The organism is Arthrobacter sp. 2MCAF15 (assembly GCF_052115605.1).
Lineage (GTDB): Bacteria > Actinomycetota > Actinomycetes > Actinomycetales > Micrococcaceae > Arthrobacter.
The window spans coordinates 172,424-196,350 of the sequence record NZ_JBFRGZ010000012.1; the positions used below are offsets into that span (position 1 = coordinate 172,424).

A 23,927-nucleotide genomic window follows, 5' to 3' on the forward strand; every position below is an offset into this window, starting at 1 on the left:
TCAGGCCTCCAGTCGGACGTCAGCGAGCGGGTAGGAGTTGGTGGGTGCCAGCGAAAGGCCGCCCACCCGGTTGCGGTGGGCCAGCACGGACTTGGGCACGAACGCCCAGGCACAGGGCCAGGTCTCCCAGATGGCCTGCTGGGCCACAGCGAGCAGCTGCTGCCGCCGTACGGGATCAACTTCGGTGGCGGCGGCCTGGATCTTGGCGTGCACGGCGGGATTCACGTATCCCTGGTAGGTGTCGCGGGTCTTTTCCTTCTCCGCGGTGCCGGCGTACATGCCCTGCATCATGGTGATGGCCAGGCCGGTGGGGCTGCTGAAGCCATTGCCCAGCAGGTCCCAGTCGCCTTGCTTGCCCTGGCGCCAGGCCGAGATGTTGCCGCCGGCTTCGAACTGCTGGAGCTGGGCCTGGACGCCGATGTTGCCGAACATCTCCACGAGGGCCTCCATGACGGAGGTGTCGGAAGCGAATTCGCCGGTTTCCCAGATGATCTTCAGGCTGAGGTCGTTGACGCCCAGGCTCTTCAGGGTTGCCTTGGCCTTCTCGGGATCGTAAACGTAGGTGCCGGTCTTGGCGAAGCCGGTCAAGCTGGACGGGGTGACACCCTCGGCCTGGCTGACGGAGTTCACCAGCACGTCCTTGACCAGCGCTTCGCCGTTGATGGCCCAGCTGAGGGCCTCCCGGACCCGGACGTCGGCCAGCGGATGCCCGGCCGGTTTGCGGAAGTTGTAGAAGATCTGGTTCAGCCGGAGGCTGGATGCTTCACTCAGTACGACGCCGGGAAGTCCGGCCAGCTGTTCGCGCGAGTCGGGTGTGATGGAGTCGATGACGTCCACCTCGCCGCTGCGCAGGGCGATGACGCGGCTGGATTCCTCCGGGAGGAACCGGACCTCGACGGTGTCCACCGCGGGTGCCGGGCCCCAGTAGTTCTCGTTGCGCTTGAGGCTGTAGGTGCCGGCGCCGCGGTTGAACTTGGTCACGACGTACGGGCCGGTGCCGACGCCTTCCTGCAGCTCTTCGGGCTTGTTCTTGGCCGCGGGGCTGATCAGGATCATGCTCATGAGCGAATCGAGGATGGGAATCGGCTTCTTGGATTCCATCCGGAAGGTCCGGTCATCCAGAGGTACCACGGTGGGGAACTCGGGGAAGAAGCCGGCAACGAAGGAGCCCTGGACCTGCTGGTACATCTTCAGGGCCGTGGCGACGTCCTCGATCTGCAGCGGAGTGCCGTCGGAGTACTTGATGCCTTCGCGGAGCTTGACCGTCCATACCGTGGGGGAGGTCATGACGAAGCTTTCGGCCAGGACCAGGACGGGCTTGGTCTCGGGGCCAATGGCGGTGAGTCCCTGGCGTACGGCGCGCTGGACCGTGACGGCGGCGTCGAACTGGTTGAGTTTGTTGTCCAGGCTGACCAGGGAGCGGTTGAGCGCCAGGGTCAAGGTGCTGGGTCCTGGCAGGCCGGTGGGGCCGGCACATCCGGCGACGCTGCCTGTGCCCAGGAGAAGTCCGGCCAGTCCGCCGAATTGCAGCAGGCGGCGCCGGGAAATCTCGGGTCCTTGAGGAAGAACGGTCATCGTTGACCTCTCGGTAGAACGGGGGACGGCTGGCGACCGGATGGCCTGCGCCGTGTTACATGGATCACCTTGCCACGTTTGCGCGATTCGCGCAATAGTTCTAGCGCGATTCGCGCAGTTGTGTCATGATGAGGACATCGAGGGCTTGATGAAGAGCTCGATGGCAAGCTTCATTACTGGCTCCATGGCCAGTTCGATGACCGGTCCGATCCAAGGGAGGAGGGAGACATGGCAACAGTGCTCGTACAGGCCGACGACTTTTCCGGCGCCGCTGAAGTGGGGGAGTGCTTTGCCCGGCAGGGGTTCGACACGCGGATCCTGCTCGAACCATCTTCCGCGACTTCCGACGTGATCGTTGTTGACACCCACTCGAGGTCCTCCTCTGCGGAGGAGGCTGCAAGCGCCGTGGCCCGTGTCTTTGCCGGGTCGGCCGCGGCTGAGACAGCCGTGCTGTTCAAGAAGCTCGACTCGCTGTGGCGGGGCAACGTCGGCGCCGAAGTGGCGTCCTTGACGGATCTCGGTTTCCACGTGCTGGTTGCCGGGGCGCTGCCGCAGTTGGGGCGGACCGTGCTGGACGGACGTCCCTACGCCGACGGTGTGCCGCTGGCCGAAACAGCACTCTGGAAGGCTGAGGCAGCAATGCCGCCCTCTTTGATCGCGGATGTTCTGCCGCAGAGTCCCGTTCTGGGGCTGGATCTCGCCGCAGTGCGCTCCACGAACCTCACAGACAAGCTCCGTGAGTTGTTCTCCGGTGACGGGTCCGTGACCGTGGTGGCCGACGGCGAAATCGAGGCCGACCTGGAAGCCGTGGTCGCAGCCTTGGCGGGATTGGATTATGCCGTCGGGGGCCGCAGGATCGTCCTCGTGGGCACGGGCGGCATCGCTGCAGTACTCGCGCAGACAGTGCGGCCGACGGCGCGGACGGCGCGGACGGCGGCGGACACGAAATCCCCTGAGGCTGCGCGAAATGCGCAGTCTGCGGCAGCGGACTCCAGCACCACGGACCCGACAGGACACCGGGCAGCACGGCCGGTGCTCGCCGTCGTCGGGTCCGCGTCCGAGGCCGCGCGCCGGCAACTGCGGGAGCTTCAGGCTGGAGGATTTAAGCTCGTCGGGCTGAGTCCGCAGGAACTGCGGAAGCCCGGAACGGCCGCGAAGCTAAGCGCGGTCCGCGAGGCCCTGGCCGCCGGCGAGCCTGTAGTCGTGACCGTCGTCGCCGAGAACGTGGATCCCAGCGAGGCCGGCGAGATTGTCGGCAACCTGGCGGACTTCGTGTCCGCCGCCGTCGTCCCCCAGTCGGGACTCGACGTCGTCCTCCCCGATCTCATCCTGACCGGCGGCGAGACCGCCCGCGAGGTGCTGGACCGCCTCGGCATCCGGGCGCTGGAACCGCTCGGCGCCCCACAGCACGGTGCGGTGGTCAGCCTCGCCGACGACGGCAGGCTGGGGCACCAAGCCTGGCAGCTTCGGCGATGGCCAGGCCCTGCTGCAGCTCTATCACTCGATCCAAAGCCGCCGGGCCACCGAACCGGCCGGCACAGCACGCCAAGAACCACTCGACCCTTCCGCAAAATCTGGAGAAACCATGAATTCAGTCTTGAAAGCCGCCGAGTTGAATGCCGCCGATTTGAAGGCAACAGCACCGGACACCCGCCCCGTCATCGCCGTCACCATGGGCGACGGCGCCGGCGTCGGCCCCGAAGTGACGGTGGGCGCGCTGCTGGCCGAAAACGCCTACCGGGACTGCCGCCCGGTGGTGATCGGGGATGTGTACCGGCTGGAACTGGGTGCGAAGGCGCTGGGCGTCGTGGCGGACATCGTGGAGATCCAGGACGTGACCGAGGCCGTGTTCGAACCGGGCCGCATCAACGTGATTGATCCGAAGCTGCTCTCGCCCGACCTTCCCTGGGGTGTGGAATCGGCCGAGGCCGGCAACGCCGCGTACCACTACATCCGGATCGCCTGCGAGCTCGGGATGAAGGGGGAGGTGCAGGGGATCTGCACCGCGCCGCTGAACAAGGCCGCGCTGCACAAGGCCGGGCACGTCTACCCGGGCCACACGGAGCTGCTGGCGCACTTCATGGGCATTGAGGAAGTGTCCATGATGCTCTCCACGCCCAAGGTCAAGGTCATCCATGTCACCACGCACATCGGCCTGATCGACGCGATCAACAAGATCCAGCCGGGCCTGGTGGAACGCACGGTCCGGCGCGGCTACAGCGCCATGCAGCGCGCCGGGATAGCCAACCCCAAGATCGGCGTCTGCGCCATCAACCCGCACGCGGGGGAGAACGGCCTGTTCGGCTACGGCGAGGAAGCGGAGAAGATCACCCCCGCCATCGAGAAGCTGCAGGCCGACGGCATCGACGCCCGCGGCCCACTCCCGGCGGACACCGCGTTCTTCCTGGCCGGCCGCGGCGACTTCGACCTGATCGTCGCGATGTACCACGACCAGGGCCACGGCCCGGTGAAGGTCCTGGGCATCGAGGCCGGCGTCAACATCACGGTGGGCCTGCCCGTGATCCGCACCTCCGTGGACCACGGCACGGCCTTCGACATCGCGGGCAAGGGCATCGTGGACGTGCGCAGCATGATCGAGGCCCTGCGCCAGGCCGCGGAGATGTCCCCGAGCCCGGTGCTGCAGGGGTAGGACCGCCCTATAAGCAGCGCGGTGTCACTTGCCGCTCAGTCGGAGGCCTTTGTGGGCGTCCTACGGCCCGGGTGCAAGAATGTGCGCATGCGCATATTCCTGGAGACGGAGCGGCTGTTGCTGCGGCAGTTTGATCATCACGATTCAGACCTGCTCGTGGAGTTGGACGGCGATCCGCGCGTGATGCGGTACATCACGGGCGGCGCCTCGACGTCCCGGGATGAGGTTGAAGGCGAGTACCTTCCCGCGTTCCTTGGCTACTACGAGCGATTCCCCGGCTACGGCTTCTGGGCCGCGATCGAGAAGTCAACTAATGACTTCCTCGGCTGGTTCCACTACCGGCCCGCCCCCGGGGATCCACTCGATGAGCCGGAACTCGGCTATCGCTTGCGTTGCGAGGCTTGGGGAAAGGGGTATGCGACTGAGGGTTCCCGTGCGCTGATCGCCAAGGGGTTTGCCGACTTTGACGTGCAACGGGTCGTTGCTTCCACCATGGCAGTCAACACAGCCTCGCGACGGGTGATGGAGAAATCCGGGATGCGTCTAGTACGTACGTTCGTCGCTGAGTGGCCCGTGTCCATTCCTGGCAATCAACATGGCGATGTCGAGTACGCGATCTCCCGAACTGAATGGGAGCTAGACCGGACTCAATCGCCATAACGGAGATTCCACAATCGTGCGGGCGGTCTGTTCATCCCCGAGGATCCGGAAGTGCCCGGCCGCCTCGAGCCGGAAGAGGGCCGGTCCCACTGGGCGGTGCGCCGGCAGCTACGCGGCCAGGTCCGCTCCGAAGAGGCGTTCGGCCAAACGAAGCAGATGTACGGGTGCATCTGCATCCCAGCCGTTGGTCCCGTTGCCGAGGAAGACGGCGGTCCCCCCGACTGCCGCCGCAAGCGGGACACCCGCTTCCCGGATCAGCACTTCGGCTCGCAGGTTGAGAGGTAACGGAATAGCCTCGGCCTCGTCATTCAGATAAACGACCCAATCCATGTAACTGATTGCATTAACATTTCCCTCCACCAGGACCTGTCTAGAGACCAAATCATGATCGATGTCTTCGATACGAATAGGGCTACTAAGGCGATGCGGGATAACCAGGGCGGCGCAGATCGTTCCCATGATTGGTCCTTTCCCTCAGGAACAAATTCGGTTTAAAATGTGAAGTCGCTTCATAGAATTACAACTGAAACGGCATTGAGCAGTGACGTGCTCCAAGTAATTGTCACGCAACGTAAATCCTTAGTCTCGGTCGGGACTGTCCCCTTTCCTCGGTGTTCGCGAGACGCGTTCGCCGGCCGTCAACCCCGGCACGTCAGACGTTAGAGCGAAACGGCGGACCGGCATGGGCACTTCCGGAGGCGGACCTCTCCGCCCTCGGACTCCAGCCCTTGGGGACACCAAAGCCTTCACTGGGGGTGTTTAGCGGTGATTCTTGCGCGGCTTCTGGAAAAGTGACTCGTGGCTTTCAGCCTTGGCTCTTTTGTCGGCTCTCTTCTCAAGAAGCGATTTCCCGGGCTTTTTTCCGGTGATTTTCTTGATGCTTTTTCCTGCCATGGAGTATCGGCCTTTCTTATCTCTCTGACTACACATCACCATACCTACTTTAAATTTAAATGCCAGTCGGTCTTTTTGCGCGCAGTCGTGGATTTTCCTGGGGGTGGACATTTTGTTGTTCTTTGCCGCTCCCGTTAGAGCGAAGGATCACAGGACGTCGCCAAAGAGGGAGTAAATCCACATCCTGGGGCTTCCTCAGGTGCGACTACTTAAGTGAGGGGTCGACGACCGTTTCCCGGTCGTCTGGCGCCGGTTCCTCCCAGGGGAATGTGTACACCAGTCGCCACGGCGGATCGATCTCCAGGAACTCGCCTGACAGGTGGAACTGTTCGCCGTCCGGTGGCGTCATTCAACTCTGGCATCGTGCCGGCACTTACGGAAGCGGACCGGGCTGGCATCCAAGCGTCATCGGCCCGAGGGCCCGACCTAGTGCGGCCCCACCGAGTGCGGTGCGGCGGAAACGCGCCCCGCAGCGTGGATTGTGCTTTTTTATCTAGATAATCGATTCTAAATAGGATAGTGTTTTCTTAGTCACAGATCCGTGAATACGCGATCTGAAGGAGCCGTGCAACGAGTAGGAGACAAGGATGTCTTGGGGATTGATTAGCGCCATGGGCCACATAAGCATTCAGACGACGGACCTCGCCAACTCCGTTTTTGACGCGACCCAGATCCTTGGACTCCGTGAAACCGAGCGGACGTCCGATGCCGTGTACCTCGCTGCCGGCAATGTCCACCACGAACTGGTCTACGTCGAGTCCGACGTCAACGGCGTGGATGGCTTCGGCCTGGTAGCGGCGGATGGCGATGCGTTGCGCGAGATCCGCCGGCGCGTGGCGGACGAAAACTTCACTATCCTCAGCAACAAGCCCCGCGGAGTCGGCATTGAGGACGGCTTCTCCTTCATCGGGCCCGAGGGCTTCGTGTTCGAAATCTACGTCGGCATGCAGGAGAACATTGCCCTCCAGCAGTCCTTCGGTCCGGACCGTTACGGCCACATCAATTTCCATCCCCGGGACGTCGGCGGGATGATGCGGTTCCTGCAGCGGGTCCTGGACTTCCGCCTCTCGGACGTCATCGGGGACGACTTCGCCTATTTCATGCGCTGCAACCCTGACCACCACGGCATTGCCCTGGTCCGCGGCGAAGGAACCCTGCATCACCATGCGTGGCAGACGCAAAGCATTGCTGACCTTGGCAAGCTTGGTGACAGGCTGAATAAGCTTGGCCGGGATCTGATCTGGGGTCCGGTCCGTCACGGGGCCGGCCACAATATCGCTGCATACTATGTGGAAAACTCGGGGGCCGTCGTCGAGCTTTACACGGATCTGGAGCAGATCTACGACGACGCACGTCCCCCGGTGGTGTGGGGCGAGGATGAGAACTGGTACAACATGTGGGGCCAATACCGCCCCTTGGAGTTCCGCAAGTTCGGACTCGCTCCGGTAGACCGCCGGTCCCTAAGCAGCCTCCACCGCTGACGCGTTCCGTGGTCATTCCTTCCCGAATCCCGGAGCCCTATCCACTGGATTAAACACATTCGCCAAGGTTATGCGTAATCTATTGGCCTTCCGGTGTGATCTGCGCCATGCTTGGAAATGCGAACGAAGGGCTTGCTTCGGGATGTGACCAACAACGCCGTCGGCCACCGAACTCTCACAGCTTCCGAAAAGAGACCATGTTGACCCCGAAAACAGCCCAGAGAAGTCAGGGGCCGGTGAACCTGCCCTCGAGCAGGAAGCCAGCAGCGGCTGACTCGCTGAACACCAAGGACATGCGCCGTATCCTTGGCTCCAGCCTCATTGGCAGCATCATCGAGTACTACGACTTCATCCTCTACGCCACCGCTGCATCCCTGGTGTTCGATCGCGTTTTCTTCGCCAACCTCGGCCCTGGACTCTCCCTGTTTGCCTCCTTCGCGACGCTTGCAGCAGGATACGTCGCACGGCCTCTGGGCGGCATCATTTTCGGCCACTTCGGCGACCGCATCGGCCGGAAGAAAATGCTGGTGCTCTCGATGCTCATGATGGGCGGCGCCACTGTCCTGATCGGATTCCTGCCCACAACGGCCCAAGTAGGTGCTGCCGCCCCAATTGCGCTGGTGCTCCTCCGGATCATCCAGGGCATCGCGGTTGGCGGGGAGTGGGGCGGGGCGACGCTGATTGCCTTGGAGCATGCCCCGGCGAAAAAGCGCGGACTCGCAGCAGCGTTCGCCAATGCCGGCGGACCGGCCGGCGGCTTGCTGGCCACCCTCGTGGTTTCCGCCGTTTCCGCCCTGACCGGGGACCAGTTCCTGGTCTGGGGCTGGCGGATACCGTTCCTGCTCAGCGCCCTGCTGATCCTGATTGGCATGATCATCAGGCTCAAGGTGGCAGAGACCCCCGTCTTCCAGGAGCTCGACGCGGAAGCCGCCAAAATCAAGCATCCACCCTTGATGCAGGTGCTCCGCCACCACCCTCGCCTCGTGGTGGTTACCCTCGTGGCGACGCTGGGATTCTACGCCTGCCAGGGACTGCTGACTGTGTGGGGTGTCTCCATGGCGGTGGCAAGCGGTGTGGACCGCTCCGGCGTCCTGAACTGGAAGGGGGTTGCCGCCGTCGTGACGGTGGCGGTCTGCTTCTATTCAGCACGGCTCAGTGACCGGATTGGCCGGCGTGCTGTCCTCACCGGCGCGGGCGTGGCAGCCGTCCTCCTGGCATTTCCCCTGATCATGTTGCTGACGAACGGAACCCTCTGGGGCTTTGCGGTGGCAGTGGTGATCGGCAACGGAGTGGTCCAGGGGGCGCTCGCGGGACCCATCGGTGCTTATATTTCTGAACAGTTCCCCACCGGCGTCCGTTACACGGGCGCGTCCCTGTCCTATCAGGGAGCCTCGATGATCGGTGCCGGCTTCACCCCGATGATCGCCACGGGCCTGGTTCTCGCAGCCGGCGGTGGCGTATGGATGGTGGCCGCGTTCTGGATCGTGATCCTGGCTGCTGGCCTCGTGGCCGTGCGCCTGACGCGTGAGGGCTCGCGCCTCAAGCTCGACGCAGTTTAGGCATTCGCGAACGCGGTACTCCCGGCTGATCTGCCCGCAAGGCGTTGTCAGTTCGGCGTGGGTTCACCGCCAGTAACATTGTCAATTTTATTGAACTGATTGCGCTGAAACTTCTCCATTTACGCAGGAAGAGGTGACTGCCATGCTGGAGGCAGCTAGGCGCTCGGATAGGCGCACATCACGAAAGGAACCAGGCAATGAAGCCTAAGAATCACATGGTGCTCACCACCTTCATGCTGCCCGCGGGCTACCACAAGGACAGCTGGCGGATGGAAGGAAGCCGGGCCGAAGAACTGGGCAACCTTGATTTTGTGGCAGACCTGACGGCCATGGCCGAGGCCGCAAAACTTGACGCCGTATTCTTCGGCGACATCGTCCATGCCAACACGGTCATGCGGGGCGACATCAAGATGAACGGGTTCTACGAACCGATGACCGTGCTTGCGGCGCTAGCCGCCAGGACCACGAACATTGGCCTGATCGGGACCATGTCCACCTCATTCTCCGAGCCGTACAACCTTGCCCGGCAGCTGTGCGGACTGGACCACATGTCCAACGGCAGGGCCGGCTGGAACATCGTCACGTCGTCGGACGGTTTCAGCAATTACGGTGTGGAGGACGTTCCCGACCCGGCGGTGCGATACCGGCGCGCCACCGAGTTCGTGGACGTTGTGCAGCGCCTCTGGGACAGCTGGTCTGATGACGCCATCGTGGTGGACCGGGCCTCCGGCGAGTACGTGGACCGGAGCAAGCTCAGGGCCATCCGGCACAAGGGCGAGTTCTTTGAAGTTGAGGGGCCCATCAACATGCCGCGGTCGCCGCAGGGACGCCCCGTTCTGGTCCAGGCGGGATCCTCAGGACCCGGCATGGACCTGGGGTCCTCCGTGGCCGACGGGATCTATACCGCCCAGCCGTTCAAGGAACCGTCCATTGAGTTCTACACCAAGTTCAAGAACATGTTGGCCGAGAAGGGGCGGAATCCCGACGACGTCAAAATCATTCCGGGCATCCTGCCGATTCTCGGCGACACCGAGAAGGAAGCGCAGGACCTCGCGAACGAGCTGGCCGGCTATGTGCACTTGGGCAACGGCCGCCAGCAGGTCGGCGCCGACCTCAAGATGGACCTTTCCGAGCTGGAGTTCGATGAAACGATCCCGGTCGAATGGTTCTCCGACGACCCCCGGATGGGCAGCCGATACCAGATCTACCGCAAAAAGAGCGTGGACATGGGCATGACCTTGCGCGAGCTGATCGTGGACCTGGCTCGTTCCACCGGACACCAATGGATGGCCGGCACTCCCTCCCAGGTCGCTGACCGCATGGTGGACTGGTTCGAGTCCAAGGCCTGCGACGGCTTCAACCTCAATGCTCCCTTCAACCCAGGGGGTTTCAAGCTGATCTGCGACAAGCTGGTGCCGGAGCTCCAGGACCGCGGCTACTTCCGGTCCGAGTATGAGGGCACCACCCTGCGTGACAACCTCGGGCTCTCGCGCCCGACAGCTTAGGGGCCGCTCGGCTGAGGAGCCCTCGGCTCAGGGCCGCTCAGCCTGGGGGCCTGCGGAACCAAAACGTTCGACGGCGACATCCACCCATGCCTGGGCGCGGGCGTTCAGCCGCATGCTCCGGGTCCAGGCCAGCGAAACTGTGGCCTGGGCGCGGGTGTGGACACGTGGCTCGGCAACCCGCTTGAGGACAACCTTCAGCTCTTCATATGGCGCGTCCAGCATGGGCTGCTGGAAGAGCACGGCAACGCCGCGGCCGCTAGCCACCAGGGACCGGACAGTGGCGTAGCTGCGCGAGCGGTGCCGGATGTCGGGAGTTAGCCCGGAATCGCGGTACATGTCCATGATGCGCGTGGAAATGGGTGGGGCGTCGAAGAAAATGAGCGGACTGGCTGCCACGTCCCGGAGCGAAACCACCTCTGCCTCGCGCAGGGGATGGTCTGCCGGAAGCAGGATGTAAGGATCCACAGACAGCAGCGGCGCCGTCTTCAGGGCAGGGGAAATGTCCATGTCGTAGACGAAGGCGGCGTCGATGGAACCATTGAGCAGCCGGTCCTGAAGGTCCTCGTGGTATCCCTCGATGAAGTCCACTTCCACGTGCGGGCATTGATCCGCAAAGTCGGCCAGCATCGGGGGAATGATGGTGGGTCCCAGGGGCATGAAGCAGCCGACGGTCAGCGGGCCACGGATGTCCGTCCTGTCCCGTTTGGAAAGCGACGCGATTTCATCCGCGAGGTCTAACAATTGGCGCGCCTGACGGAACACGACGATGCCCGTCGAAGTCAGGGTGAGCCCCTTTGACTTGCGCTTGATGCACAGCTGAGCTCCGACGATCCGCTCCAGTTCCGCGATGGACATGGAAATGGCCGACGGCGCCATATGCAGCCGCCGTGCCGCCTCGCTCATGGTTCCGGTTTCAGCCGCCACTACAAAGTGGAGGACCTGGCGCAGTGTGATCGAGGGGTTAAGGGTGATATTCACATTGTCAATTCTACTGACAATCAACAGCACAAATAGACGATTTACTTGAGCAGGTCAGCTTGCCATCATGAAAGAAATGACGCCGACGACGGCGCCCCAGTTAATGCCGCAGCGGCGGCACCCTCCCGAAAGTGACGTGAACGAAAATGGACGCCCAAGCCGCATTCCTCGACCAGGCAGAAGCCATTGTCGGCGCCGACAATGTTGTCCGGGCCACGCCCGAAGAGGGCTACATCGATCCGTACCCACTGAACCCCGGGCGGGCGAAGTGGCCGGGCGTGCGTCCCGGGAGCGTGGAGGAGGTCCAAGCGATCGTCCGGCTCGCTAACGACGTCGGCGTTCCGTTGTGGTCCTTCTCCAAGGGCAAGAACCTGGGGTACGGGGGACCGGAACCCCGCACACGTGGCATGGTGGCGCTCGACCTGAGCCGCCTCAACAAGGTCATCCAGGTCGATGACCACCTCAACTACGCGGTCATCGAGCCCGGAGTCAGCTTCTTCGACCTTTTCGAACACATCCAGGAAAAGGGGCTCAAGCTGTGGATGTCCGTTCCCGCCCTCGGATGGGGGTCAATCCTCGGCAATGCGCTGGACCGCGGCTACGGCATGACGCCGATGGGCGACCATGTCCAGTCCATTTGCGGCATGGAGGTGGTGTTGCCGGACGGCGAGCTGGTGCGGACGGGAATGTGGGCCATGGAGGGAACGGAGCTCGGGCCCATCTTCAAAGGCGGCTTCGGCCCCACCCTGGACGGCATTTTCACCCAGTCCAACCTCGGCATCGTCACCAAGATCGGCCTCTGGCTGATGCCGTGGCCGGACGTATACATCAACGGCGACGTTGTGGTGGAGCGTGAGGAGGACATGCCCAAGCTGGTGGACATCCTGACCCAACTCCGGCGCGAGGACGTCATCCAAAACAACGCCCTCTGCGGCAACGTGGTGCGGGCGGCCACCATGAACGGGCCGCGATCGCGCTGGTACGAGGGGGAGGGGTCCATTCCGGACGACCGCCTCGAAGAAATGCGCCAGGAAATGGGCATCGGCCAGTGGAACGCCAAATTCGCCATCTACGGCGACAAAGGGCTCTCCCAACGCAGGCTTGAGATCATTCAGGAGCGCTTCGCCGGGCTGGAAGGGTTCACCGTCAAAGCCCGGCTCTATGAAGGTGCCGAAGGCGTGCAGGTGGCTTATGACGACATTGCCGACATGGACCGCACCCAGATGGCCGGCGTGCCCACGCTCAAGCCGCTGTCCACGGTGGCCTGGGCGGCGGAAAACGGCGGTCACATTGATGCAGCCCCTATCATTCCCGCGCGCGGGGAGGAAGTGTGGGCGTTCTACCGGGAGGCCAAGGAACTATACCGCCAGTATGGCTTCGACCTGTACATCGGCTACCACCTCTACCAGCGCCACATGGTGCATGTGACCATGATTTTCTTCGAGAACGACAACCAGGAACAGCTGGCGCGCGCACGGGCGCTGTACTCGGCATTGCTGGCGGCCGCCCGCAGCCATGGTTACGCACCCTACCGCAGCCATGTGGACTACATGGACGTCATCGCCGACGGTTTCGACTACAACAACAACGCCATCCGGCGGCTGCAGGAGACGCTGAAGGACGCGCTGGATCCCAACGGCATCCTGTCACCCGGCAAGCAAGGCGTCTGGCCTCGGCGTTACCGCGAGGTCGGCGCGGAGGCGCCCGACGGCGTCGCCGAATCGGCTGTCCCGCTGTAGGCGGCTGCCCTTAACAGCGGAAGGGGCCGGACGCTGGCTGACCAGCGCCCGGCCCCTTCCGCCTGCCCCTCTTCCGCCCGCCGGCTAAGAGCCGCTGATATTGATCGCGACGGACTTGACCTCGGTGTAGGCCTCCACCCCTTCGCGGCCGTTCTCCTTGCCCCAGCCGGACTGCTTGAAACCGCCGAACGGCATATTCGCATCCATGCCGCCCGCAGCGTTGACGCGCACATTGCCGGCCTTGATCCTTCGGGCGAACTGGTGGGCCCTGGAAATGTCTTTGGTCCAGATGGTGGAGGAGAGGCCGTAGACCGTGTCATTGGCGCGTGCCACTATGTCTGCCACGCTGTCCGAGTCGCCGAAGGTTGCCGCGGAGAGCACGGGCCCGAAGATCTCCTCACGGACCACCTTCATGTCGTGGGTGGTGTTGCGCAGGATGGTCGGCTGGATGAAGAAGCCGTTCCCGGGGACTGCGGCGCCGCCCGTGACGACTTCCGCGCCCTCCTCCCGGCCGCTCTGGATATAGCCGAGGATCCTTTCGCGCTGCTGGGCGGAAATCACCGGACCTATCTGGGTCTGCGGGTCGGTCCCGGCACCGATCCTGAGCGCCGTGGCCCTTTGCGAGATTCCTGCGATCACCTCATCCGCCACTTCCTCGTGGACGTACAAGCGGGAGCCCGCAGCGCACACCTGCCCTGTGTTTCCGAAGATACTCATCGCCGCGCCGTCGATCGCCCGCTCGAGGTCAGCGTCCGGGTAGACGACCACAGGGGACTTTCCGCCGAGCTCCAGCGAGACGCGCTTCAGGTTCCCCGCGCAGGAGGACAGCAGGCGCTTGCCCACGGCCGTCGACCCGGTGAACGAGATCTTGTCCACCAGAGGGTGGTCCGCGATCCGCTGGCCGGCAACGGTGCCGAGGCCCTGGACAATGTTCAGCACGCCGGGCGGGAAGCCCACCTCAAGGGCCAGCTCGCCCAGCCGCACCGCGGTCAGCGGCGTGAGTTCCGCGGGTTTCAGGACCACAGTGCAGCCTGCCGCCAAGGCGGGCGCCAGTTTGGCGGCGGTGATGGCTAGCGGACTGTTCCACGGAACGATCAAACCCACGACGCCCATGGCTTCACGGAGCGTAAAGGCATGCCACTCACCGGGCAGGGAAACATTGCGGGTCTCGCCATTGAGCTTGGTCGCCCAGCCCGCGTTGTAGCGGAATGACTCCGCGGCCCCACCAACTTCGAACGCCCTGGCAACGCCCAGGGGCTTTCCCGTATTGAGCGTTTCGAGCAGGGCCAGCTCGTCGGCGGCGGCATCGATGGCCTCCCCGAGCTTCCAGATCAAGCGGCCCCGCTGGGCCGGCGACATTGCCGGCCACGGACCGGAGTCGAAGGCCCGGCGTGCGGCCTGAACCGCGCGGTCCACATCATCGGCGCTCGCAGAAGCGGAATCCACCAGATGCTCGCCGCAGGAGGGATCGAGGATGGACAGCGGTTCGGCTCCGCCTTCCACCCAAGCGCCGTCGATCAACAGACGCAGTGGCCTGCCCAGCAGGTCCGGCCGCGCCGTGGTGGGGAGGGTCTGGGTAACGGGAGTCATGGGCTTCCTTCCGGGAGGCTGAGTGCTGGATTGTCGGGTTATGCAATCTGTGATGGTTGCCACATCTCGATCTCCAAGATACATTGTTCTAGGAATTATGCATTTATTCGAGTCAGTACTCAATGAGGAGAATCTGGATGGAAAAGCACAAACGTCACTCACTGTTGGCCAAGGTTCTGACACCGGCTGTTGCCGGTCTTGCCCTGCTGTCCCTGGCCGCCTGTGGAGCCTCAAGCAGTGCCGGCGGAGCCGGCGATGCCGCTGGCGGTTCGGAGGGCAAGACGTCCATCAAGGTGGTCGTGGCGCCCATACAGTTCGAAACGGCATACGTCGCCAAGGAAAACGGCTACTTCGATGAGGCAGGCCTGAGTGTGGAAATTGTCCCCGGCGCCGATCCCTCGGCCAACCTGGCCCAGACCGTGAGCGGGCAGGCCGACATCACCACCGCGTCCTGGGGCGTGATGACCACCGCCACGGCCAAGGGCATGCCGGTCAAGGTGATCTCCGGAAATGGCGTTGTTGATCCCAACGTGGACAACTCGGGAATTTTGATTCCCAAGAACAGCAGCATCAACACGGTCGCTGACCTGAAAGGCAAGAACGTTGCCGTCGTCGGCGTGAACACCGGCGGCGACATCCCGATGCTCCAGGCTGCGGCAGCGGCAGGAATCGATCCCAAGTCGATTACGGAAATCGCCGTGCCCTACGCGGGCATGCAGGCCGCCTTGGAGCAGGGAACGGTGGATGCGGCGTTCGCGGCGGATACCTACTACCACCAGCTCGTCGACGCGGGCTTCAAGAGCATCGCCAGTCCGGTGCGCGAATTCCAGGGCAACATGCCTGTCACCGTCTGGGCCGCCACCGACGCCTGGCTCAAGAGCAACCCCGGAACGGCCAAGAAATTCAATGACGCAATGACCAAAGCCGCGAAGTTCTACACGGACCCGGCAAACGTCAAGGCGGTCGTGGACATCACCGCACGGATCAAACAGGTGGACGCCGCCAAGGTCAATCCCAAGGCCTATGTTCCGGTGAACACGTCCATCAACTTGGCCACCGGCCAGGCCGGCATCGACGCCATGAAAGAGCTCGGGTTCGTCACCAAGCCGTTGACCGCCGAGGCCATGCTCTGGGCCGACGCCCCGCGCTTCACCAAGTAAGGCCGCCCGGGCATCAGGAACATGACGGAGAGATCGATATGAAGACAAGCACAAAGTCGCTGGACTGGGGTTTGGCCACCCAGCGGCTGTTGGCGGTGGCTGCACTCCTGGCCATCTGGCAGGTGGTCATCTGGAGTGGCACGCTTCCTTCGATGACACCAGGGGTCGCCGCCCTTGCGTCCTCCATCGGCGCGGCGCTGACCTCGGCAACGTTCTGGTCAGCGTTGGTGCAGACCATGACGGCTGCCGTTAGCGGCTGGCTGATCGCGGTGGTGGTTGGAACCGTACTCGGCTTGCTGATCGGCTCCGTCCGCGCGCTGGACCGTTCGACGTCGATCCTGATCGACTTCGGGCGTTCCTTCCCGGTGCTGGCGCTGATGCCGGTGGTCATCATGCTCCTGGGTGCCACCGCCCAGATGGAAACCGTCGTCGTCGCCCTCTCCTGCCTCTGGCCGGTACTCGTGCAGACAATCTACGGCGCCCGGCGCATGGAATCGGCGGTGGTGGACACGGTGCGGATCTTCCAGATTCCCGCGTTCCTCAGGTTCCGACGGGTCCTGCTCCCGAGCGCCACCCCCTTCATTGCCACCGGAATCCGGATCTCCGCCTCGATCTCCATCCTCGTCGCCGTCGGCGTCGAGGTGCTCAGCCAGACGCCGGGAATCGGCCGGCAGATCACCTTGGCCCAGCAGGCTCAGCGGTGGGATTCGGCATTCGCATATCTCTTCTTCGCCGGGTTGGTGGGTTGGGGCATCGCAAGCCTGCTCAACTTCGCCGAGGGCCGGATCCTCAAATGGAACAGGCAGACCAATGACTGAGACAGCCCTTCGTTCGGCACCAAAGCTGGAAAATGCGGTTCGGGCAGGGGGGCCGGAGGCGGAGCGCGCGCGCAGCCGTCCCGTGCAGATGGCCTTGAACGTGCTGCAGCGGACGTGGTTGATCGTCGTAGTGGTTGCCATTTGGTGGATCGCGACGGCGGACAGCACCAACGTTTTCATCCCCTCCCTTGAGTCAATTCTGGTCAGCTTGGCCAGGGACCTCTCCAATGGGGTGATCGCCTCGGGAGCCGCCTACAGCCTGGGGAACCTGGCCGCCGGCCTCCTGATCGCCGTGGCCGTCGGCATTATCGGGGGACTGATCCTCGGTGAGACGAAGCGTTTGCGGGAAATTGTGGATCCGGTCATCCACTTCTTCCGCTCCGTTCCCCAGGCGGCACTGGTTCCGCTGATCATCGGCGCTTTCGGAATCGGACAGGGGCCCAAGATCTACACCATCGCGTTTGCCTGCATGTGGCCGGTGCTGCTGAACACCATAGACGGTGTCCTGGGCGTGGAACCGACCATCCGGAAGTTCTCGAAGGTCTACCGGATCCCGCGCGGGCTGCATTTCCGCAAGGTGGTCCTCCCGGCCGCGCTGCCGCAGATCGTGGCCGGTGTGCGTGTGGCGCTTCCGATCGGCATCACGGTCATGGTGGTGAGCGAACTTTTCGCCGCCAACAAGGGCCTGGGTTTCTACATCCTCAATTCCTCCGCGACCTTCATGGTGCCTGAGACGTGGGCGGGCGCCCTGCTCGTGGGCGTCATCGGATATATCCTCTCGCTCCTGTTCATCGTCCTTGAACGCAGGATCCTGAGCTGGTACTTCAAGTCAGGCGCAAAATGACACCCCCGATCCAACAGAAAAATGAAGGAGTCCCCATGGCCATTCAGGCAGCATTCGAGGACGTGCAGGTGGCGACGAAGCCGCTGCTCCAGGTCCAAGGGCTGACGATGAGTTACGGCTTCGGCGACTTAGAGAACAAGATCCTGAACGATCTGAACCTCGAGGTAAACGACGGCGAATTCGTCTCCATCGTCGGTCCCTCCGGCGTCGGCAAAACCACCCTGCTGCGGTGCCTCTCTGGCCTCATCCAACCCGTGAGCGGCACCGTGAGCGTCGGCGGGGAAGTCATCAACGGCCCGCACCGGGACCTTGCCGTGGTCTTCCAGGACTACAGCCGTTCGCTCATGCCCTGGATGACCACGCTGGAGAATGTCGCCTTCCCGTTGCAGGGCCGCGGGGTGGGCAAGAAAGAGCGGAATGAAACCGCGGAGAAGAACCTCGCGGCAGTGGGCCTGGCCGGCCAGGGCCACAAGTATCCGTGGGAGATGTCCGGCGGCATGCAGCAGCGTGTGGCCATTGCCCGGGCCCTGGCCTACAACGCCAAGGTCTTACTGATGGATGAACCGTTCGCGTCGGTGGACGCGCAGACCAGGTTCGATCTTGAGGACCTCGTGATCGACCTCCAGGCGAACCTGGGCGTCACGATCATCCTGGTCACCCACGACATCGATGAAGCGCTGTACCTGGCGGACAAGGTGATCGTCCTGGCGGAGAAGCCCGCCACCGTGGTGGACGTGATCGAGACCGGATTCGGCGACCACCGCGACCAGGTCGAAACCAAGGCGGACCCCCGCTTCGCTGAGGCGCGGGCACGCATCCTGCACCGCTTGCGCGACCACTAGGCTCAGCGCCCCCCGGCCGAGAAAGCCCTCCGCGTTCCCTTTACTGGGATTCCGGAGGGCTTTCTGCGCCTAGGCCTTGGCTTTCTCGCGGCCGCTCGCCGCGGCGTCCTCATCGATCCCGGACTTCAGGATGGCGTTCAGTGTGGTCTCATAGTGGGTCCGGAGCAGCCGGGAGGCGACTTCGGGATTGCGGTCCAACGCGGCGGCCAGGATGTCCCGATGCTCCTGGGCGATGTCGCGGCCCAGATAGCGCGTGGCGCGGCCTGCCCAGCGGCCGTATAGCTGGGACAAATCGGACAGCGTGGACGCGAGGTCGATCAGCACCGGAACCCCGCAGGCCTCGAGCAACTTGGCATGGAATGCCTGGTGGGCGCGGTCCCACGCCTCCGTCAGCTCACCATTGTCGCTCGCCTCGCGGTAAGGGGTCCGCTCCAGCGTGTGGTGGGCGGCGATGAGCTCGGACTCCCAGGCCAGGTTCCCGCGCTGGATCGCCAGTCCAACGCCAAACTCCTCCGAGACGCAGCGCAGCTCCGTAATGTCCTTGATCTCGGCCAAAGACAGCGTCGGCACGAAGAACCCGCGGTTCGGCTTGAGGATCACCAAGCGGTCTCCCACCAACCGCGTCAACGCCTCGCGGATTACCGTACTGCTGGTCTTGTAGTGCTTGGTCAGCGCAACCAGCTGGAGTTTGTCTCCGGCGGCCCAGCGCCCGGCCAGGATGTCATCCCGGAGCGAGTCCCGGATCTGCGTGCTGAGGGTCTCAGACTCGATACTTTTCGACATGTGCATTATTGTACCGGCTAGCAAATAATGTTTTCTTGATTGACTTATGCAAATTCCACTCTAAACTTGTATCAGCCGTACGGAGAGACCTGAATCACAACAGATCCCGTCATTACCTAGGAGAACCGCCGTGACCAACTCCACCACCGAAGCAGTCCAGACCCGCCAGGAGTGCGCCGTCGACGACCTCTACTGGCGGGACAGGTACGAAGCCATCACCGAAGACGACGAGTTCCTGGGCAGGATCGTGGACACGTCCGATCTTCCTGCGCTGATGGTGGCGCTGGCGGCAGTAACAGGAGACTTTTCCCTCCTGTGCGAGAACCTGCGTCCTCCGCAGCCGCCGGCGGAGATCATCGGCCAGCCGCATGGCGGGATGAGCCCGGAACAGCAGGCACGTGCCCGCGGATTGGCCTTCGAGGCGCTGAAGCGGGTGCGCGAGGAACAGTTGACCAGCGTCGGGATGCTGACCGAGGCCCAGGCCGAGGACATCCTGACCTGGATCACCAACGCAGCTAACCCGGAGTATCACCCCATGCTGATGCATGACATGGCCCTGGTCGCGGGCAACAGCGGCAAGCCGGCGTGGGACTTCGACGAGATCGCCCTGGGCCGTGACTTCAGCGTGGCCGTGATCGGCTCCGGGGTCTCCGGCATGGCCGCCGCCTACCGGCTGAAACAGGCCGGGATCCCCTACACCGTGTTCGAAAAGGGGCACACCGTCGGCGGCACCTGGTGGAAGAACACCTACCCGGGTGTGCGCCTCGATACGCCGAACTACGCCTACAGTTTCTCCTTCGCCCAACGTGACGACTGGCCCCAGCAGTTCTCGCAGGGTTCGGAGATTTTTGAGTACACCCGGCAGGTCGCCCAGCGCGGCGGAATCCTTGGCGAGATCGAATTCAACACCGAGGTCACTTCCGCCAGCTACGACCAGGGCGCGGGACTGTGGAACGTGGACATCATCGATGCCGCCGGCAGGCCGGCCACCCGCCAGTTCAATGCAGTGCTCTCCGCCGTCGGGCAGCTCGACCGCCCCAAATACCCGCACGTCCCGGGACGTGAGGACTTTGCCGGGATCCAGATGCACTCGGCCGAGTGGGACAACAGCGTCGATGTGACCGGCAAGCGGGTGGCCGTTATCGGCACCGGCGCCAGTGCCTACCAGATCGTCCCCGCCATCGTTGACCAGGTCTCCGCACTCACCGTCTTCCAGCGCAGCTCACCCTGGATGCTGCCCACCCAGGGCTACTACGCGGACATGCCAGACTCGGTGCAGTGGCTGGTCCGCAAGCTCCCGCACTACGGGCAATGGCTGCGGTTCTGGCAGCACTGGCTCGGCGTCGAGGGCCGGCAGCACACCACCGTCGCGGAACCGGGCTGGGACGAACCGGGCAGTGTGTCCGCCGTCAACGCGCAGTGGCGCCAGGGGCTGACCGACATCCTGGCCGAGCAGTACCAGGACCGCCCGGACCTGCTCGCCAAGGTCACCCCGGATTACATCGTGGGCGGCAAGCGGATGCTCCGGGACAACGGCGTCTGGGCCGAGTCGCTGAAGAAGCCCCAGTCCACGCTGGTCACCGAGGGCATTGAGCGCATGACCCCCCAGGGCATCGTCACCAAGGACGGGGTGCTCCACGAGGTGGACATCATCGTCTACGCCACCGGTTTCCAGGCTTCGGAGTTCCTCGAGCCCTTGAAGATCACCGGACTCCACGGCACGGACCTGCACGACTACTGGGGCGGCGACGCCAAGGCTTTCGCGGGCCTGACCGTTCCGAACTTCCCCAACCTGTTTATCATCACCGGCCCCAACACCGGCCACGTGGTCAACGGCAGCCTGTACTCGATGATCGAATACGGCGTGGAATACATCCTCGAGTCGCTGCGCCTCATCATCAAAAACGACCTCAAGGCCCTGGACCTGAAGCAGGAAGTCCTCGACGAGTTCGTCGCGGGCCTCGACGCTGCCAACGCCACGAAGGCCTGGGGCCATCCCAGCGTGCACACCTGGTACAAGAACAAGTACGGCCGTGTCTCCCAGATCTGGCCCCACCCGGTATTGGACTTCTGGAAAATCACCCGCACCGTGAACCTCGACGACTACAACCAGCTGGCATGAGCGCCACCTCAGCGGAACCGCTGGCGGTCCTCAGCGCCGGGGACGCCGTGTACGTCAAGGAAACGCACGACGGTGTCGTCAGCGTCCGCGGCGTCCGCTACGGTGAGCGGCTGGATCCCGCAGACCGCTTCTCCGCACTGGGGGATCCGTCACCGGAGCGGCCGCAGGCAGCCGCGACGGTCTTCCCGCAGGGTCCCGGCTCCCTGGACTGGCTGCTCGGCCCGGCACTGTCCCGGATGCCGCAGAGCGAGGATTCCTTCCTGCTGGACATCTGGGCGCCCGAGGGCGCCAAGGACCTCCCGGTGCTGGTCTTCCTGCCCGGGGGAGCCTTCATCAGCGGCGCCGGGAATGTCCGCTGGTACGACGGCGCCCGGCTCGCCCGGGAGGGCGGCGCCGTGGTGGTCACCGTGAATTACCGGCTGGGTGCGCTCGGACTGCTCGGCGGCGCTGGCGGCGTGGACGGCGGTGCGAACCCCGGTCCGCGAAACCTTGCCGCCGGGGACATCCTGCAGGCATTGACATGGATTCACCGGAACATCGAAGCGTTCGGCGGCAATCCCGGGGCCACCACCCTGGCGGGGCATTCCGCAGGGGCGTGGTATGCGTACGTGCTCAGCTTCGCCGACCGGGCGCGGGGGCTTTTCCGCCGGACCGCCCTGTTCAGCCTTCCCTGGCAGCCTCCGCTGAACGCCGCGGAGTTCGCCGAGCGGTCCACGCTGTTCGCGGCCGCCCTCGGCACCGGCGATATTGACAGTGCCGGTGACGGTGCGGGGGCTGGTTCGCCGGAGCCCGCGGCCACGACCGGGGAGATCCTGGCCGCCCAGGCCGCGGTGTCCAAGGCCTATGCCGGGAGGGGGCTGGGCCTGATGCCGGCCGCGGACGGGGAAGCGGTTCCCTCATGGGCCATGGACTTCGAGGCCGCGGCGGCCGCGATGCATGTGGATGCGCTGCTGTTGAGCAGCACCGATGATGAAGCCGCCGCGTTCCTTCATGCACTGCCTGTCCCGGCAGTAGGCCCGGAACAACTGGCAGGCTTCGTCGGCGCGCACTACGACGCTCCGGCCGAGGCACTGTCCTTCATCAACGCACGGCATCCCGCGGCGACCGACCACGTCAAGCTGGTGGAAGCCATGAGCCTGCACCAATTCCGGCTCGCCGCCACCGAACTTGCCGGCCAGGCGACCCAGGCCGGCATCCCGGCCACGCTGCTGCGGTTCTCCGTGCGCAGCAGGCTCGACGGCGCCGGAAGCCCGCACTGTTTCGAACTGCCCTTCCTCTTCGGAAACCGCCCGGACTGGGAGGATGCGCCCATGCTCGAAGGCTTCCCAGGCGACGTCTTCGACTCGGTATCGGACCTGCTGCAGCCGCTCCTGCTCGGCTTCGTCGCCGACGGCGTGCCACGGACGCCCGAAGGCCACGCCGTGCCGCGCTTCGATCCGAGGAGCCCGGAACTGTACGTCGTAACCGAAACCGGCGCCGGGCCGGGCGGCGTCGAGCCTGAACTGCGGCCACGGCGCTAAGCCCGCTGCAAGCGACCGAAAACAAGCGACCCAAAACACCAGTGGAGCCGTCCGAAAAGGGCGGCTCCACTGGTGTCAGGGGTCTGTGGGGGATCCGAAGGAACTTCAGAAATGGGTGATGACCGAGCGGGCCACCGATCCGCCGCGCAATAGGTCGTAACCCGCATTGATTTGGTCCAGCGAGATGTGCCGGGAGACCAGTTCATCCAGCTTGAAGCGGCCCTGAAGATACAGTTCCGCGTACATCGGGATGTCGATCTTGAGGTTGGTGGAGCCCATGGCCACGCCCCGGATGCCCTTCTGCTTGCCCATCAGGTCGCCGAAGGGAGTCACTTCCAGTCGGGTTTCGGGTTTCTGGACGCCGATAAGGAACGCGGTGCCGCCGATGTCCAGCATCGCGACGGCGTCCATCGCTGTCTGCTTCAGGCCGATCACTTCGAAGGCGCAGGTGACCCCGCCGCCGGAGAGGTCCTTGACGGTCTGCACGGAGTCCCCTTCCCCGGCATTGACGGTGTCCGTGGCACCGAAGACCTTGGCGAGTTCGAGCTTGGCCGGCTGCAGATCGATTGCGATGATCCTGCGCGCCCCGGCCAGGGCGGCGCCCTGGATGACGTTGAGCCCTACCCCGCCGCAACCGATGACGGCAACGGTATCTCCGGGGCGGACGCGGGCCGAGTTTATGGCCGCCCCGGCCCCGGTCACCACCCCGCACCCCAGCAGGGCGGCGCGGTCGAACGGGATGTCCTTGCTGACAGAGACCACCGTATTTTCGTGGACGAGCACCTGCTCGGCAAAACCACCGACGCCGATGAACTGCGTCAGTGCGTCGCCGTTGCGGCTCAGCCGCGGTCCCTGGCCCTGGGTCCGCTGAGTTTCCTGCGGATGGCGGCACTGGTAGGGGCGGCCGGTCAGGCACCCACGGCAGTGTCCGCAGCTGTGGATCGGCGAGGACACAACGTGGTCGCCCACACGGAATTCCGTGACGTCCGGGCCAACTTCGGCCACCACCCCCGCGATCTCGTGGCCGAGCAACGCGGGCATGGGGAATCCCACATTGGTCTCGGCCACATGCATATCGCTGTGGCACAGACCGCTTGCGCGGACATCGATAAGCACCTCGCGGCCGATCGGATCGGCGATGTCGATGTCCTGGACTTGGAACGGCTGACCCACACCGTCGAGTACTGCTGCTTTCATGACCGCTTGT

At 64.0% G+C, this 23,927-nt stretch carries 21 protein-coding genes and 1 pseudogene; 13 read left to right on the top strand and 9 right to left on the bottom strand.

The features are described from left to right. Positions 1-1,575, bottom strand: a complete 1,575-nt coding sequence (locus tag AB4089_RS14835) for an ABC transporter substrate-binding protein (protein ID WP_441410039.1) — start codon at positions 1,573-1,575, stop codon at positions 1-3. Between the two features lie 123 nt (positions 1,576-1,698). After that, entirely contained in the window at positions 1,699-1,944 is a 246-nt protein-coding gene (locus AB4089_RS14840) for a hypothetical protein (RefSeq protein ID WP_441410081.1), read from the bottom strand. On the opposite strand from AB4089_RS14840, the pseudogene AB4089_RS14845 reads away from it, so the two are divergent. The 3 genes and pseudogenes from AB4089_RS14845 to AB4089_RS14855 form a co-directional block, all read left to right on the top strand. Further along, positions 1,852-2,940: pseudogene (locus AB4089_RS14845) on the top strand (four-carbon acid sugar kinase family protein); the annotation flags it as partial. The gene AB4089_RS14840 and the pseudogene AB4089_RS14845 overlap by 93 nt on opposite strands. Positions 2,941-3,160: 220 nt before the next feature. Further along, positions 3,161-4,225, top strand: coding sequence for a 4-hydroxythreonine-4-phosphate dehydrogenase PdxA (gene pdxA / locus AB4089_RS14850; protein ID WP_441410040.1), 1,065 nt, complete (start codon positions 3,161-3,163; stop codon positions 4,223-4,225). Positions 4,226-4,312: 87 nt separating this feature from the next. Next, positions 4,313-4,885, top strand: a complete 573-nt coding sequence (locus AB4089_RS14855) for a GNAT family N-acetyltransferase (protein ID WP_441410041.1) — start codon at positions 4,313-4,315, stop codon at positions 4,883-4,885. Between the two features lie 108 nt (positions 4,886-4,993). Here the strand turns inward: AB4089_RS14855 and AB4089_RS14860 are convergent, their stop codons facing one another. From AB4089_RS14860 to AB4089_RS14870, 3 genes are all read right to left on the bottom strand, one after another. Beyond that, the gene (locus AB4089_RS14860) at positions 4,994-5,344 is read right to left on the bottom strand and encodes a DUF3846 domain-containing protein (protein ID WP_441410042.1); all 351 of its coding nucleotides are present in this window, start codon (positions 5,342-5,344) and stop codon (positions 4,994-4,996) included. 300 nt (positions 5,345-5,644) lie between these two features. Next, on the bottom strand, positions 5,645-5,890 hold the full coding sequence (locus tag AB4089_RS14865; protein ID WP_441410043.1) for a hypothetical protein: 246 nt from the start codon (positions 5,888-5,890) through the stop codon (positions 5,645-5,647). Positions 5,891-5,984: 94 nt separating this feature from the next. Continuing rightward, positions 5,985-6,128, bottom strand: coding sequence for an SRPBCC domain-containing protein (locus AB4089_RS14870; RefSeq protein ID WP_441410044.1), 144 nt, complete (start codon positions 6,126-6,128; stop codon positions 5,985-5,987). A gap of 238 nt (positions 6,129-6,366) precedes the next feature. Between AB4089_RS14870 and AB4089_RS14875 the strand changes: the two genes are divergently transcribed. The 3 genes from AB4089_RS14875 to AB4089_RS14885 all read left to right on the top strand — a co-directional run bounded on the left by AB4089_RS14875 (position 6,367) and on the right by AB4089_RS14885 (position 10,324). Further along, the gene (locus AB4089_RS14875) at positions 6,367-7,260 is read left to right on the top strand and encodes a VOC family protein (protein WP_441410045.1); all 894 of its coding nucleotides are present in this window, start codon (positions 6,367-6,369) and stop codon (positions 7,258-7,260) included. A gap of 236 nt (positions 7,261-7,496) precedes the next feature. Further along, positions 7,497-8,819 (top strand): MFS transporter, encoded by a 1,323-nt coding sequence (locus AB4089_RS14880; protein WP_441410046.1) that lies wholly within the window; start codon positions 7,497-7,499, stop codon positions 8,817-8,819. Between the two features lie 197 nt (positions 8,820-9,016). Next, a complete protein-coding gene (locus tag AB4089_RS14885; RefSeq protein ID WP_441410047.1) occupies positions 9,017-10,324 on the top strand; it encodes an NtaA/DmoA family FMN-dependent monooxygenase in 1,308 nt (435 codons plus the stop codon). A gap of 27 nt (positions 10,325-10,351) precedes the next feature. Here the strand turns inward: AB4089_RS14885 and AB4089_RS14890 are convergent, their stop codons facing one another. Further along, a complete protein-coding gene (locus AB4089_RS14890; protein WP_441410048.1) occupies positions 10,352-11,302 on the bottom strand; it encodes a LysR family transcriptional regulator in 951 nt (316 codons plus the stop codon). Between the two features lie 146 nt (positions 11,303-11,448). Here AB4089_RS14890 and AB4089_RS14895 point away from each other — a divergent pair, with 146 nt between their 5' ends. Then, positions 11,449-13,041, top strand: a complete 1,593-nt coding sequence (locus tag AB4089_RS14895; RefSeq protein ID WP_441410049.1) for an FAD-binding oxidoreductase — start codon at positions 11,449-11,451, stop codon at positions 13,039-13,041. Positions 13,042-13,125: 84 nt separating this feature from the next. Here AB4089_RS14895 and AB4089_RS14900 read toward each other — a convergent pair whose 3' ends face one another. Beyond that, positions 13,126-14,631, bottom strand: a complete 1,506-nt coding sequence (locus tag AB4089_RS14900; protein ID WP_441410050.1) for an aldehyde dehydrogenase family protein — start codon at positions 14,629-14,631, stop codon at positions 13,126-13,128. 137 nt (positions 14,632-14,768) lie between these two features. Here AB4089_RS14900 and AB4089_RS14905 point away from each other — a divergent pair, with 137 nt between their 5' ends. Genes AB4089_RS14905 through AB4089_RS14920 form a run of 4 tightly spaced genes read left to right on the top strand, consistent with a single transcriptional unit; the run spans position 14,769 to position 18,295 of the window. Next, entirely contained in the window at positions 14,769-15,791 is a 1,023-nt protein-coding gene (locus AB4089_RS14905; protein ID WP_441410051.1) for an ABC transporter substrate-binding protein, read from the top strand. A 38-nt stretch (positions 15,792-15,829) separates the two neighbouring features. Further along, the gene (locus tag AB4089_RS14910) at positions 15,830-16,609 is read left to right on the top strand and encodes an ABC transporter permease (protein WP_441410052.1); all 780 of its coding nucleotides are present in this window, start codon (positions 15,830-15,832) and stop codon (positions 16,607-16,609) included. Further along, positions 16,602-17,453, top strand: a complete 852-nt coding sequence (locus AB4089_RS14915; protein WP_441410053.1) for an ABC transporter permease — start codon at positions 16,602-16,604, stop codon at positions 17,451-17,453. Before AB4089_RS14910 ends, AB4089_RS14915 begins: the two co-directional genes overlap by 8 nt. Before the next feature lie 35 nt (positions 17,454-17,488). Next, positions 17,489-18,295, top strand: coding sequence for an ABC transporter ATP-binding protein (locus tag AB4089_RS14920; RefSeq protein WP_441410054.1), 807 nt, complete (start codon positions 17,489-17,491; stop codon positions 18,293-18,295). Between the two features lie 69 nt (positions 18,296-18,364). Here AB4089_RS14920 and AB4089_RS14925 read toward each other — a convergent pair whose 3' ends face one another. Further along, positions 18,365-19,078 carry a GntR family transcriptional regulator gene (locus tag AB4089_RS14925; RefSeq protein ID WP_441410055.1) on the bottom strand — a complete coding sequence of 238 codons (714 nt, stop codon included), beginning with the start codon at positions 19,076-19,078 and terminating at the stop codon, positions 18,365-18,367. Positions 19,079-19,208: 130 nt separating this feature from the next. Between AB4089_RS14925 and AB4089_RS14930 the strand changes: the two genes are divergently transcribed. Together AB4089_RS14930 and AB4089_RS14935 are read left to right on the top strand one after the other, a co-directional pair. After that, entirely contained in the window at positions 19,209-21,200 is a 1,992-nt protein-coding gene (locus AB4089_RS14930) for a flavin-containing monooxygenase (RefSeq protein ID WP_441410056.1), read from the top strand. After that, on the top strand, positions 21,197-22,720 hold the full coding sequence (locus AB4089_RS14935; protein ID WP_441410057.1) for a carboxylesterase family protein: 1,524 nt from the start codon (positions 21,197-21,199) through the stop codon (positions 22,718-22,720). Before AB4089_RS14930 ends, AB4089_RS14935 begins: the two co-directional genes overlap by 4 nt. 105 nt (positions 22,721-22,825) lie before the next feature. On the opposite strand, the gene AB4089_RS14940 is transcribed toward AB4089_RS14935, so the two are convergent. After that, the gene (locus AB4089_RS14940; RefSeq protein ID WP_441410058.1) at positions 22,826-23,917 is read right to left on the bottom strand and encodes a Zn-dependent alcohol dehydrogenase; all 1,092 of its coding nucleotides are present in this window, start codon (positions 23,915-23,917) and stop codon (positions 22,826-22,828) included. Between the last annotated feature and the right edge of the window lie 10 nt (positions 23,918-23,927).